Source organism: Stenotrophomonas sp. Ste96 (assembly GCF_024519495.1).
GTDB lineage: Bacteria > Pseudomonadota > Gammaproteobacteria > Xanthomonadales > Xanthomonadaceae > Stenotrophomonas > Stenotrophomonas bentonitica_A.
Genome location: NZ_JALJRX010000005.1, coordinates 211733 through 225295 on the forward strand (window position 1 = coordinate 211733; position 13563 = coordinate 225295).

At 69.0% G+C, this 13563-nt stretch carries 13 protein-coding genes; 2 read left to right on the plus strand and 11 right to left on the minus strand.

Going from position 1 to position 13563, the window contains the following annotated elements:
* Positions 1–8 precede the first annotated feature (8 nt).
* The 8 genes from OC373_RS14135 to OC373_RS14170 form a co-directional block, all read right to left on the minus strand.
* On the minus strand, positions 9–2078 hold the full coding sequence (locus OC373_RS14135) for a tetratricopeptide repeat protein (RefSeq protein ID WP_261997890.1): 2070 nt from the start codon (positions 2076–2078) through the stop codon (positions 9–11).
* A gap of 60 nt (positions 2079–2138) precedes the next feature.
* A complete protein-coding gene (locus OC373_RS14140) occupies positions 2139–3134 on the minus strand; it encodes an alpha/beta fold hydrolase (protein ID WP_026070062.1) in 996 nt (331 codons plus the stop codon).
* Between the two features lie 56 nt (positions 3135–3190).
* Positions 3191–3982, minus strand: coding sequence for a lysophospholipid acyltransferase family protein (locus OC373_RS14145; protein WP_019184914.1), 792 nt, complete (start codon positions 3980–3982; stop codon positions 3191–3193).
* 181 nt (positions 3983–4163) lie between these two features.
* On the minus strand, positions 4164–4601 hold the full coding sequence (locus tag OC373_RS14150; protein ID WP_070426356.1) for a hotdog fold thioesterase: 438 nt from the start codon (positions 4599–4601) through the stop codon (positions 4164–4166).
* A gap of 25 nt (positions 4602–4626) precedes the next feature.
* Positions 4627–6660: a phospholipase D family protein gene (locus OC373_RS14155; protein WP_261997891.1), complete on the minus strand. Its 2034-nt coding sequence runs from the start codon at positions 6658–6660 to the stop codon at positions 4627–4629.
* Positions 6657–7214 (minus strand): YceI family protein, encoded by a 558-nt coding sequence (locus tag OC373_RS14160; protein ID WP_051010531.1) that lies wholly within the window; start codon positions 7212–7214, stop codon positions 6657–6659. The genes OC373_RS14155 and OC373_RS14160 overlap by 4 nt, the downstream gene beginning before the upstream one ends.
* Positions 7215–7256: 42 nt before the next feature.
* Positions 7257–7733 (minus strand): histidine phosphatase family protein, encoded by a 477-nt coding sequence (locus OC373_RS14165; protein WP_070426355.1) that lies wholly within the window; start codon positions 7731–7733, stop codon positions 7257–7259.
* Between the two features lie 13 nt (positions 7734–7746).
* Positions 7747–8379, minus strand: a complete 633-nt coding sequence (locus OC373_RS14170) for a ParA family protein (RefSeq protein WP_019184919.1) — start codon at positions 8377–8379, stop codon at positions 7747–7749.
* 132 nt (positions 8380–8511) lie between these two features.
* Between OC373_RS14170 and OC373_RS14175 the strand changes: the two genes are divergently transcribed.
* Positions 8512–9996, plus strand: a complete 1485-nt coding sequence (locus OC373_RS14175) for an AAA family ATPase (protein WP_070426354.1) — start codon at positions 8512–8514, stop codon at positions 9994–9996.
* Between the two features lie 33 nt (positions 9997–10029).
* On the opposite strand, the gene OC373_RS14180 is transcribed toward OC373_RS14175, so the two are convergent.
* The 3 genes from OC373_RS14180 to OC373_RS14190 form a co-directional block, all read right to left on the minus strand.
* The gene (locus OC373_RS14180) at positions 10030–10962 is read right to left on the minus strand and encodes an AEC family transporter (RefSeq protein ID WP_261997892.1); all 933 of its coding nucleotides are present in this window, start codon (positions 10960–10962) and stop codon (positions 10030–10032) included.
* 108 nt (positions 10963–11070) lie between these two features.
* The gene (locus OC373_RS14185; RefSeq protein WP_261997893.1) at positions 11071–11709 is read right to left on the minus strand and encodes a tetratricopeptide repeat protein; all 639 of its coding nucleotides are present in this window, start codon (positions 11707–11709) and stop codon (positions 11071–11073) included.
* Positions 11710–11801: 92 nt separating this feature from the next.
* Positions 11802–12428, minus strand: coding sequence for a DUF938 domain-containing protein (locus OC373_RS14190; RefSeq protein ID WP_070426351.1), 627 nt, complete (start codon positions 12426–12428; stop codon positions 11802–11804).
* A 144-nt stretch (positions 12429–12572) separates the two neighbouring features.
* Between OC373_RS14190 and OC373_RS14195 the strand changes: the two genes are divergently transcribed.
* On the plus strand, positions 12573–13563 hold a 991-nt coding region (locus tag OC373_RS14195), incomplete at its 3' end, for a DNA gyrase modulator (protein ID WP_315985463.1).

The following is a 13563-nucleotide window of genomic DNA, read 5'->3' on the forward strand; positions in this document are numbered from 1 at the left end:
AGGTGTCCTCATTCTTCCGGGTAACCCAGGCGCACCGCGACCGAGGTCAGCAGCGCGAACGCCGGCCCCATTACCTCGCGGAAATCGCGCCAGTGGCCGGGGGCCATGCGGGCCGGGCCCAGCGTACCGGCCGGCGGGAAACGCATGCCGAAGTGGGCACCGAGGTACTCGGCCATCGCCTGCGGATCGTTGCCGATCTCGTCGATCTTCAACAGCGCGTGCGGGTACAGGCTCTGCTCGTGCAGGGTGGCGACCTGGGCCAGCGCACGCGCCAGCCATTCGGCCGCTTCGTGCACCGAGGTCACCGCGAGCGGGGCCGGGGCACTGAAGGCGATCCACTCCAGCAGCATGTCGCGCGGGTCGCGCAGCACGATGACAAGGCGTGCCTCCGGCAGCTGGGGGCGCAGCGCCCACAGCAGCGCGTTGTCCCACCACAGCAGCCAATCGATCACCGCCCCGTCGGCGATGCCCCGGGCCGGCAACTGGCTGCGCCACTGCTCCACCAGTGCCTCGGGCGTGAGCTTGCCGGTCGAGAGCTCCTGCAGCGTGTGATAGCGCTGGAAGGGATCGTTGGGCGGCGTCGGCCCGAAGCGGTCACCACGCATCACCGGGCTGGCGGCGGCCATCGCGGCGACCACGCGTTCAACGCCGGAGCCGGGCGCGCCCCAGATGAACAACGGGGCGATCGCATTGTCTTCAGCCACCGGCGCAAGGTCCGGCCAGCTCAGCGGTGCCTTGGCCTGCGGCGGCAGGGGCAGGCGCTGCGGCGCCTCGGCTGCATGCAGGTCGACCCATGTCCGCAGCGCATCGTGGTACTGGCCGGCACGGTCCTGCACAGAGCCCAGCCAGGCGCGCAGCCCCGCCCGGGCATCCTCCGGGGCCGTGTCCAGCAGCGCCTGCACGCGCGCGATCGCGGCAGCCGGCTCACGCGTGAGCAGTCCATCGACCAGGCGCACTTCACCGGAAACCCGGCCCGGCTCCAGCGCGACGATGCGCTCGGCCACGGCCTCGGCCTGGTCGGCTTCGTTGTTCATGTCGTGCAGGCGCAGACGCGTTTCCAGTGCCGGCAGGTGCTCCGGCATGGCCTGCAGCCAGCGTTCGCCCACGGCCACCGCTTCCGGGCCACCCACCGGTTCCACGGTAAGGCGCGCCATCCACAGGTCATGCACCTCGGGATGATCGGCCAGGGTCGCATCCAGCGTCTCGCGGGCCTGCTGTTCACGGCCCAGGCGCTGCCACGCCATCAGCAGCAGCTGCAGCGTGTGCCGATCGGAGGGCCACTGCGCCAGCACCGGCAGCAGGTGCTCCAGCGCCTGCAACGGCTGGCCGGCCTGCAGTTCGAGCTCGCCGGCCAGGCGGCGCATGGCCGGCGTATCGCCGCCGGGCACGGCCAGGACCTGGCGCATCATGTCCGCTGCGCTCTCCAGGTTGCCCTGGCGCAGCGCGAGCTGGACGACCAGCCCCTGCAGGGCGGTGGTGGCCGGATTCAGGGCAAGTACCCGGCGGAAGGCCTGCTCGGCGAAGGCCAGCATGTCCTTGCCCAGGTAGGCAAAGCCCAGTGCGTAAAGCACCCGGGCATCATCCGGCAGCGCCTGGCTGGCCGCCGAGAGCTGGGCCAGCGCGCGATCCACCTCACCCCGGCGCAGCGCGACCATGCCCGAGAGGGCGGCCAGTTCCGGATGTTCCTCATCCACGCGCAGGCCCAGGCGGGTCAGGCGGTCGGCGTCGTCCACGTCATTGCGGGCCAGCGCCAGGTGCGCCTGCATCACGTACGCGGACAGTTCGTTGGGGTTGAGTTCGGCGGTGCGGTCCAGCGCCGAGCCGGCCGCGTCGAACTGGCGCAGGGCCAGCAACAGGCCGGCCTGCTGCAGATGCAGGTCGGCGTTGTCCGGCGCCAGCGTCAGGGCCTGCTGCAGGCTGGCCAGCGCGTCATCGAACTGGCCCTGCTGCTGCAGCGACAGCGACAGCCAGCGGTGCGCCTGCGGCTGCTCCGGCTCGGCTGCGATCCACTCGCGCGCCAGCTGCACGGCATCGTCCACCGCATTGCGGCGCAGGGCTTGGAGAATCTGGTCTTGCATGACGGTCCGAACTCGAGGGCAAACCCCGATTGTAGCGGGGCCGGCCGGCCAGAACGGTTGTCAGGCCGGCGTGTTCGCCTCGATCCGCAGGCGCTGGGCCACCCAGCGCTCGGAGAAGCCATCACCACGCCAGTTTTCCAGGAAGCCGCAGTGGCCACCCCACGGGGCGATTTCCAGGTGGGCGTGGGCCGGCAGCCGCCAGCCGTTGAAGGTGGCGAACGGGATCACCGGGTCATCCTGCGCCATCAGGATGTCGGCCGGCACCTGCAGCCCGGCCAGGCGGTCGCCGGCGATGGAATACCCATCGAAGTAGGCCTGCAGCGAACCGAACTCGGTGTGGTGCTCGACCAGCCAGGCGGTCAGCGCGCGGATGTCCAGCTTGAGCACGCGGTCGTCCCAGTCGCTCAGCTCGGGGAACAGATCGCGCTTGCGACGCAGCGAGCCGGCCCATTTGCGCCGGAAGTACCAGTCGTACATCGCCGGGCCGTTCTCGATGCTCTCCATCGTGATCGCCGGGTCCAGCACCGGGCACACCGAGGCCACGCGGCGCAGCGGCACGCCGGCCGAGGGCGCGCGCAGGGCCAGGCGCAGCACGAAGTTGCCGCCCAGCGAATAGCCGGCGGCGACCAGCGGCAGCTCGGGCCAGCGGCGGGCGATGTCACCGGCTGCGTGCACCACTTCATCGATGCGGTTGGAGTGGAAGATGCCCGGGTTGAGGTGGTGGGTATTGCCATGGTCGCGGAAATTCAGCCGCACCACGTCGTAGCCCTCTTCCAGCAGCCGCGCGGCGGTCATGCGCATGTAGCTCGATTCGGCACTGCCTTCCCAACCATGCAGCAGCAGCGCCATGCCGACCGGCTGGCGCCCCTGGAGGTAGCTGTGCCAGCCCTGCAGGCGCACGCCCTCACCGCCATCGAGGATCAGCTCGTCGGTGTGCGCGCCGGTCGCCGCCAGCAGCACCAGCCCGCGCTGCATCCGCATCCGGCTCGAGCTGAGCATCGACTGCAAGTGCGGGTTGCGCAGCCAACGCGGGGGGTGATAGTCGGCAGCGGTCAACATGGGCGCGAGCCTGCTCCCGGCCGCGACGCTGGCGTGTGAAGGACCACCACCGCTTACTCGGCGGACATGGCCGCCAGGATGCGCGCGCGCGAGGTTTCCGCGATGCGGCGACGGCCTTCCAGATCGTGGGTATCAATGGGCGCGAGGAAGTGCACCTCGGCCCGCCGTGCCGGCTCTCCCAGCAGACGCAGGAAGTTGGCGAAGAAACTCTCTTTCGGGCCGAACGCGACAATGGTCTGCGCGTCACCGCGCCAGCCGTAGCGCAACGCGACCGGCTGCACCGGGACCTGGGTCTCGACCGCGGCCTGGAAGATGCGCGCATGGAAGGGGCCGACTTCATGGCCACCGCGGGTGCGCCCTTCCGGGAACACGCCCACTGCCTTGCCCTCGCGCAGGCGCACGACCATTTCCTGCATCACCCCACCCAGCGACTCGGTGCTGCCGCGCTGGTGGAAGATGGTCTGCCCGCGCGCGGCCAGCCAGCCGACCACCGGCCAGCCGGCGATCTCCTGCTTGGCCACGAAACCCATCATGCGCTGGCTGTGCAGCATCGAAATATCGACCCAGCTGACATGGTTGGCCACGAACAGCACCGCACCCGGCAGCGGTGTGCCGATCCGGTGCAGGCGGAAGCCGAAGATCCACATCAGCCCGCCCGACCAGGCGTTCACCGCCGCATGCTCGAACGTGCGCTGGCCCACGCGCACGCGCCCCCACGGCGGCAGCATGGCGATCAGCAGCATCGGCAGGAACAGCAACAGGTGGACCAGCAGCAGCGGTACGCGGTACAGGTAACGGCACACACGCGCCACGCCGCCACGTGAGGCCGGAGTGGGGGAATTCATCCGCGAACGATACCCGAGCGCCGCAGGCTCTGCCAGCGGAATCCGGACAAATCGATGGCAGGCCCAAGCCAGCCGCCGCACGCTGTCAAGCCAACGGCCACCGGCGGCACAACGGCCGTGCGCACATGCGCCGGCGCACTGTCATGAGCCACGCAACACAGCATCCGTGCCATGCGTGCGATCAGCCCGGGCGCACCGCGGGCACCACCGCCAGGGTCAACCGCGACGTGCAGACCAGCTTGCCGGCCGCGTCCTCGATGCGGATGTCCCACACCTGGGTGCTGCGCCCCACATGGACCGCACGCGCGGTGCCGGTGACCGTGCCGGCGCGCACCGCGCGGATGTGGTTGGCATTGATCTCCAACCCGACGCAGACCTCGCTGGTGGTATCCACGCACAGGTTGCCGGCGCTGCTGCCGAGGGTTTCGGCCAGCACGACCGACGCTCCGCCATGCAGGATGCCGTACGGCTGGCGGGTGCGTTCGTCCACCGGCATGGTGGCGCTGATCCAGTCCTCGCCCGCCGCGGTGAACACGATGCCCAGGTGCTCGATGAGCGTGTTGCGGCTGAGCGTGTTGAGCGCCTGGATCGACACCGCGTCGCGGAATACCTGGGGCATGCAGCTTCTCCGTGGGGTTGCAGATTTACAGAATCGGAACCAGCCCGGCGCCGAAGGCGGTGAGCATGCGCACCAGCAGCCACTTCGGCCCGACATTCACCTCGGGGAAATCCCCGACGGCGACATAGCAGGTGTGGAAGGCCGGGTCCTGCCGCTTGAGCGGATCCGGGCACTCGGGCCCGGGCTGGAACTCGTAATCGGTGGCGTAGCGCCACGGCCAGAAATCGAGCACGGGCAGCGCCTCGGAGGCCTTGCCGACACTGTAGTTCAGGCCGGACAGGACCGGCGGCTTGGCACGCGGCGCGACCACCCAGGAGTTCTGCGGGTGGATGTCGCGCAGGATGCTCTGCGCCAGCGCCTCGGCGAACACCGGGTCATCGATGATCACCGCGCCTTCGGTGTTGTAGTTCTCGCTGCGCGGGTCGAAGTTGTGGGTGCCGATCACGCCGATGCGGCGATCCACCACCATCGATTTGGCGTGCAGGCCCATGCGGGCGCCCTTGCGGGTGACCGGCAGCGGCTTGTTGACCGCCTTGGTGCCCAGGAACGAGGGCCGGGTTTCAGCACGCAGCACGCGGCGCTCCACTTCGCTGCCATCGGTACTGCGGCGGCGCCCGCTGGCGCTGTTGCGGTCGGCATTGCCACGGCGCGGGCCATCGCTGGCACGGCCGTCGCTGCCAGCGCGCGCATTGCTGCCGGCCGCGCTGCCCCCAAGCAGGCTGCTGCGCTTGCCCTGCGATGGCGGCGCCTCGGAACCCAGCGGTGCCGGCAGCAGGTTGCGGTAGTCCACCGGGGCATCGAGCGGGAACGGTTTGAACTCGTAGATGTTGAACCCGAGCTCACGCAGGTTGCGGCGTTTGTACTTGTAGGACAGCGCGTAGACGATCGGGTTGTCGGTGGCGGCCAGGCTGTTGGTGGACACCACCACGCGCGGTGCCTGCTCGCGTTTGCGCAGGTCGCGGAACAGGCGCTGCGCCGGCTTGGACAACACCAGGTACGGCGTCTGCAGCAGCACTTCGGACTGTGCGCTGGCGATCAGCGCATCCAGCTGCGGCTCGGTCACGTGCTGGCCGTTGGCCGGCTGGCTGGCACGTTCGCGGCGATGCTTGCGCGGCAGATCGGCGACGTACTGTACCGAGGCCACGGGCAGGGCGGTATCGACGAAGGTGCGGCGCACGTAGTCCGGATCGTCGGCCTCTTCACTGACCCGCTCGACCCGCTCGGGCCGCCGGAAGTCGGCCGGCGGCATGGCCGGCACGCCCTGGCGCAGCAGCGTGCGGCCGACATCGTTGAGGCGCTCGGCCGGCACACTGCGCGGCGCGCGCCAGAACGCATCGAAGTTGGCGGCCATCTCACGCACTTCCGGGCCGGCCACGATCACATCGCGGTCGCGGAAGTTGTATTCGCTGTCCCAGTCGTAATAGTCGTCCTGGTAGTTGCGCCCACCGACCACGCCCAGTGCATCGTCGACCACCAGCAGCTTGTTGTGCATGCGCTGGTTGAAACGGCGGAAGCAGCACACCACGCTGGCGGCGTAATCGAAGTAGTTCAGGCGCGCCTTGCCGAAGGTCGGGTTGTAGACCCGCAGTTCGAAGTTGGCATGGCTGCCGGACAGGGCGCCGAGGATCTCCAGGTCGGAGATCGCCGAGAGCTGGTCGATCAGCACCCGCACCTTGATCCCGCGGCGGGCGGCCGCCTGCAGTTCGTCCAGGACCAGCCGGGCACTGTCGTCCTTGTCGAAGATGTAGGTCTGCAGGTCGATGCTGCGCGTGGCGCTGCGGATCAGGTTCAAGCGCGCGACGAGGGAAACTTCCCCTTCGTCGAGGATGGTGGCGTAGTGCCGCGGCTGGCCGGCATGCGATTCGGCGAAGGCGCGGCCACCGAGGGCACGCAGCGGCGAATCCAGCGCGCAGCGGTCCGGCTGGGCGCAATCGACCACGGTCGAACGCGCCTGTACGGCGATGCCGGCGGCACGGTCGCGCTCGGCGTTGGACAGCGAAGCACAGCCGCTGCCCAGCAACAGCGTTGCCAGCACCAACAGACGCAGCAATGGGTTCACGGTTTCGGCGCCTCGCTCAGACGCGCACGCAATACAAAGGTCACTCGATCACTCAGGGCAAGCTGCCAGCTGTCCATTCCATACCGGCCACGCTGGACGGTACCGCGGCTGACCACGTCGCAATCATACCCGGCCCGGGCACACTGCGGCGGCTCGACCCGCAGCGTTTCCGGGTGGCTGACCCCGCGCAGGATCAGCCGGCCCTGGATGCTGCCCCCCTTGTCGACCACCTCGGGCCAGTACGGCAGCGAGTCGAACTCGACCACCGGGTAGCGGGCCGCATCGAAGAACTCCTCGCCCCGCATCCAGCCGGTGTAGCGGGCCTTGCCGGGGATCTCGACATAGCGGGTGAACATCCGCAGGTGCACCTGGTGGCGACCGTCGGAGAGCACTTCGATGTTGCCTTCAAAGCGGGGGAAGATGCCCTCGATGCGCTGCCCCAGCCGCGTCCGGATCTCAAACCCGAAGCGCGAGGTGGCCGTATCGAAGGCAAGGGCCTGGCTGGTGGCGGCCGGCACCGACGACGGCGGGGCGGCATGGGCCGCCCCTGCCATCAACAGCAGCCCGACCCACGCCGCGCGGACTGCCCACACGGGTTACGGCCACCAGAAGGCGGTCAGGCTGGCCACACCCGGCTCGATGGCAGCCTCACGGTCGAAGGCCAGGACCGCGATTCCGCCCGGTGGCATGCCCCGGTAATCACTGCTGGTGCCCTCGCTCATCAGGGCGACCAGTTGTTCCAGGCCCGGGTTGTGCCCGACCACCAGCAGGCGGTCGACGTCCCGGCGCGCATCGATCAGCCCCATCAAGGTGCCCGGGGTGGCCTCGTAGACGGCATCCTCCAGGCGCTTTTCGACGAAGCCGGTGATGCCCAGCACGGCCTCCAGGGTTTCGCGGGTACGCCGCGACGGCGAGCAGAGCACGCAGTCGGGGAGCAGGTTGTTTTCCTTCAGCCAGCGGCCGGCGGCCTCGGCTTCGGCCAGACCGACCGGCGACAGCGGGCGGTCCAGATCGGCCTGGCCGGTGCTGGCGGCTTCGGCATGGGCGTGACGCAGCAGTATCAGTTCTCGCATGGGATCTCTCGTGTCAGGCTTTCTTCAGCCACTTCAACAGCGGCTCCCAGTCACTCTGGTGCTCGCGCACCTGGGCCGAGCGGTAGTCGAACAGACTCCGTCCCAGCCCGACCATCACCACATAGCTCTGGCTGTCGCGCAACTGCGCGACGACCTCGTAAGGCCAATCGGCCAACATCTGTATCGCCTGTTGCGAGGTCTGCGTCCAGGGTTTGGTGCGGTTGAGCACCAACCCGACCGGCAGGCTGCGGTCATGGACGCGGGCCACGCGCGACAGGCTGTTGAGGAAGCCGACGATCGCTTCGATGTCCAGCGCGGAAGGCAGCACGGGAACCACCACCGCATCGGCAACGTCAAGGAAATGCGGAATATCGTCGGCCATCGCACCGGCCGGCGCATCGATGATGACTTCATCGGTGCCGTCGGGAACCAGTCGTTCCCAGCTCTTTTTGCGGTACACGTCGATCGGCAGCACGGCGCTTTCCAGGACCGAGCGGCGTTGTGCCCAGCGTGTGCTGGAGCCCTGTGGATCGGCATCGGCCAGGACGGTCCGCTTGCCTTCCAATGCCGAATGCGCCGCCAGGTGGGTGGCGACGGTGGTTTTGCCCACCCCGCCTTTGGAACCGGCCACCAGGATCGTCTTCATGCAGGCCTCGCTTCCGGGGAACGTTTCCGCAGCCTACACCGGCGCCTGTGACGGAGATAGTCGCGGCGCTGAACCAGAACCGGCGCCCACGGCTTTGCTATCGTGGATGGTTCCAATGGACTGACCGCCCGCATGAGCGAACTACAGGACCTGAGCGCGCTGATCCGCGCCAACACCCCGCTGATCATCATCGAGACCCAGGATGAAGGCCGGGTGGTCGAGCTGTTCCGGCAGACCCTGATGCATGTCTGGCGCGCCCTGCACCGCTGGTCGATCACCGAGGGGCTGCGCCGGATCGACATGGACCGCGAGGACGACCCGGTCGGCCCGCCCGACGCCAGCGCGGCCCTGCAGATGATCCGCCAGGCCGAGCAGCGCGGCATCTACCTGCTGCTCGATTTCCATCCCTACCTGGGCTATGCCAGCCACCAGCGCGCGCTGCGCGACCTGATCCAGCGGCGCCACTGCCAGGCCCACGTGCTGGTCCTGATCGGGGCCAAGGTGGAACTGCCGGCCGAGCTGGAAGCGCTGGCCACCCGTTTCAATCCGCGCCTGCCCGACCTCAACGCGCTGTTGAAGATGCTGCGCGAGGAAGCCGAAGCCTATGCCCGCGAACATGGCGGGCGGCGCGTGGAGGTGGACAACGAGGCGGTCCAGAAGATCCTGCACAACCTGCGCGGGCTGAGCCTGGTCGACGCGCGGCGGATCGCCCGCCAGCTGATCTTCGCCGACGGTGCGCTCAGCCAGGACGACCTGCCGCAGCTGGCCCGGCTCAAGTTCGAGCTGCTCAACCGCGCCGGCCACCTGCACTACGAATACGACACCACCCGCTTCGCCGACGTGGCCGGTGCCAACCGGCTCAAGCGCTGGGTCAACCAGCGCCGCCCGGTCTTCCTCGGCGGCGCCGGCCCGGCGGGCCTGGACCCGCCCAAGGGCATGCTGCTGCTGGGCGTGCAGGGCTGCGGCAAGTCGATGCTGGCCAAGGCGACGGCCGCCGGTTTCGGCGTGCCGCTGCTGCGGCTGGATTTCGGCAGCCTGTATGACAAGTACCACGGCGAGACCGAGAAGAACCTGCGCGATGCGCTGGCCTCGGCCGAGCAGCTGGCGCCGTGCGTGCTGTGGATCGATGAGATCGAGAAAGGCCTGGCCAGTGGCGGCGAAGATGGTGGCGTCTCGCGCCGCGTGCTCGGCCACCTGCTGACCTGGCTGGCCGAACGCAAGGGCACGGTGTTCATCGTCGCGACCGCCAACCAGGTCCATGAGCTGCCGGCCGAGCTGCTGCGCAAGGGGCGTTTCGATGAGATCTTCTTCGTCGACCTGCCCGATGCCAACACCCGGGTGGAACTGCTGCGCCTGCACCTGGGCAAGCGCCAGCTCAACGCCGACGATTTCGCGCTGCCGGCGCTGGCGGCCGCGGCGGACGGATTCTCCGGGGCGGAGATCGAACAGGCGGTGGTCGCCGGGCTGTACGCCGCACACGCCGAATCACGCGGGCTGGATACCCAGCTGCTGATGCAGGAGATCCGCGGCAGCCGGCCGTTGTCGGTGCTGATGGCCGAGCAGGTCACCGCGCTGCGCGAGTGGGCCCGCGGGCGCACCGTCAGCGCGGACGCGTAGCGCCTGACCGTTGGCCGGCTGGCGGCTGCCGGATCATGGCGACCCAGGAAGACCGGCCCCGCGCTGCAGCACCCACACCCACGCCGGCAGCGTCACCAGCGACAGCAGGATGCCGTAGCCGACGAGCGCGGCAGCCAGGCGCGGGGCCAGGCGATGTGACATCGCCAGCGCGGCGGCGGTGATCATGGTCGGCATCGCCGACTCCAGCACATTGGCCTGCAGCATTGCACCCTGCAGGCCGAACACCCACGAGATCGGCAGCGCCAGCGCCGGCATCACCAGCAGCTTCAACAGCAACCCGATGCCCAGTGGCTTGAGCTCGTCCAATGGCAGGCGCAGCTGGATCGAAAAACCGACCGCCAACATCACCAGCGGCAGCATCGCATCGGCCAGCTGCTTCAGCCCGGTGCCGATCCAGCCCGGCGGCTGCTCAGGCATCAAGGTCAGCGCGAACAGCAACGCCCACAGCGGCGGGAACTTCGCGATCCGCAGCAGGATCTGCGCGGCGGTGGGCGGGGTGTCGCCACTGTAGCGCGCGATCACGTACAGACCAAAGGTGGACAGCAGCACGAAGGTGCCGAACTGGTCGTAGACCACCGCATAGGGCAGGGCGTGATCGCCGAGCAGCGCGCGTACCATCGGGTAGCCGATGAAGCTGGAGTTGGCCAGCGCCACGCAGATCAGCAGCACCGCATGCACATCGCGGGCAAAGCCGAACGCGCGCGTGGCCAGGCTCACCAGGGCGAGCGTGCACAGCATCAACAGCCACGGCGTGGCGACCAGCCCGATCAGGCTGGTGTCCAGATGCAGCCGCGGGACATAGATCAGCACCGCCGCCGGCAGGCACACGTACAGCACGATGCGGTTGAGCACATCGGCCGTGTTCTCCGGCAGCGCGCGCAGGCGCGAGAACGCCATGCCCAGGCCGAGCATGGTCAGGATCAGAGCGAATGCGTCGAAAGCCATCGCGACAGCCTAGCCCAATCGCCTGCATGGCATGTTCCGACCATGGTCGAAGCCCGCATCGCCCGCGCTAGGGCAGGCCAGCCCGCCTGCACGGGCCGGCCTGCGGAATCATGGCCAGGCCGGTGGCTTCTCGGCCCACGCACGCTGCACCTCGGCCAGCGTGCTGCGCTCGGTGTCGCGCCAACCAGGCAGCAGTTCGGCGTAGCGATCGGCCCCACTCCACTGTTGCGGCTCGGTGCGCACGGCGGCGGCGTACCACTGCACGGCTTCGGCCTTGCGGCCCAGCGTCCACAGCGCCAGCGCGAAGGTGGGCGGCACCCACGCCGGATTCCCACGCAGCGTGTTCTGCGCCGCGGTCCATTGCACCAACGCCGCGTCGGCCTCACCCAGCCGGAACAGATCCCAGCCGTAGTTCCAGCGCACCGACCGACCGGGCACCGAACTGGCCGATGCGGTCGTCGCGGCCTGTTCGTACAGACTGCGCCCCAGCTCGGGCCGGCCCTGCGCGATCGCCACGCCGGCCAGCTGCACGGTCGCTTCCAGGCTCTTGCGGCCGCGCTCGCGCTGCTTCATCAATTGGTCGACGAGCTCCCCGCCCTGGCCCTGCACCACCACCATCGGGGCGGCCGCCACGTCGTTGTCGAAGTAGAACTCCTGCACGGCCGGCAGCGATTGCGCCGACGCGTTGAACACACACGCCCCCATGGCCAGCATCACGCTGGCCACCATCTGTCTTGCAATTGCCATGCAAACTCCCCCAGGTTGTCACAACAACCTCCCCTCCTGATCCTAACCGCAGCATGCGCCGGACACCAAGCGCGGTCGACCAGCGGTCGGCGCTAGCCGGCGCGCCGCCACACCCGCAGGCGGTTGTTGGCCGGCATCGCCACGTCCTCGATCAGCTGCAGGCCCGCCCCCGCCGCCAGCGCATCCACCGCCTCGGCGTCGCGGATGCCCGAGGCCGGGTCCCGCGCCTTGAGCCATGCGTCGAACTGGCGGTTGCTGTCGCTGCTGTACTCGCCATGGGCATTGAACGGACCGTAGATACAGACCACGGCACCGGCCGCCATGACTGCCGGCAGCCCGGCAAACAGTGCCTGGACGTGCGCCCAGCTCATGATGTGCAGGGTGTTGGCACTGAACACCGCATCGAACGCCAACGGCGCGTCCGGCGGCAGCGGCCCGAGCCCGGGCGCGGGGGACAACACGGCCTGCAGCGGCCACGGGGCCGGTGTGTTGGGGAGGCCCGCGGCGTCCAGCCGCTCGGCGATGCCCGGCAGGTGATCCGGATGGTCACTGGCCTGCCACTGCAGGTGGGGCAGTGCCGCCGCGAAGGACTCGGCGTGCTGGCCGGTGCCGCTGCCGATCTCCAGCACCCGGTGGCGGTCGGCGAGGTGGCGCTGCAGCACCGCCAGGATCGGCGCGCGGTTGCGGTCGCAGGCCTCGGACCAGCGTATCTGGCTCATCGCAATGTCACATCGGCAGGGAATCGGTGTCCATCCAACCATGACCGCAGTCACTTGTGCCACTGTGCGATGCCACCGAAAGTCGAAGACTTGTCCAACGCCGGCCGCCTGCGCGCCGCCGGCCGTCCTTGGGGGATGTGAGCTGTGCAACGTCGTGAGTTTCTAGCGCTGTCTGGAATGGGCCTGGCGGGCCTGGTACTGCCGCATGGCCGGCTGATCGCCGCCGAGCAGCTGCTCGAACCGGGCGATGCGGGTCGCCGCAAGGCCCTGGCCGAGGCCGCGCTTGCCGCCGCCAAACGCGCCGGCGCCAGCTACTGCGAAGTGCGCATCGGCCGGTACCTCAACCAGGCGATCATCACCCGCGAGGCCAACGTCCAGAACGTCACCAACAGCGAATCCTCGGGCATCGGCATCCGGGTGATCGTCAACGGCGCCTGGGGCTTTGCCGCCACCCACCAGCAGACCCCGGCCGCGGTGCTGGCCACGGTCGAGCAGGCCGCGGCGATCGCCCGCGCCAACGCCGGCATCCAGAGCCGCCCGGTGCAGCTGGCGCCGGTGACCGGCGTGGGTGACGTGAGCTGGAAGACCCCGATCCGCAAGAACGCGATGGCGGTACCGATCAAGGACAAGGTCGAGATGCTGCTGTCGCTGAATGCGGCCGCGCTCAATGCCGGCGCCGACTTCATCAACTCCACCCTGTTCCTGGTCAACGAACAGAAGTTCTTCGCCTCCAGCGACGGCTCGTTCATCGACCAGGACGTGCACCGGATCTGGCTGCCGTTCACCGCCACCGCGATCGACAAGGCCAGCGGCAAGTTCCGTACGCGCGCCGGGCTGTCCTCGCCGATGGGCATGGGCTACGAATTCCTCGATGGCGACGCGCGCGGCAAGATCGCGTTGCCGGGCGGCGTGGTCGCCTACCGCGATTCCTACGACCCGGTCGAAGATGCCATTGCCGCCGCCCGCCACGCCCGGGAGAAGCTCAAGGCGCCGTCGGTCAAGCCGGGCAAGTACGATCTGGTGCTGGACCCGTCCAACCTGTTCCTGACCATCCATGAGAACGTCGGCCACCCGCTGGAGCTGGACCGCGTGCTCGGCTACGAAGCCAACTACGCCGGCACCAGCTTCGCCACGC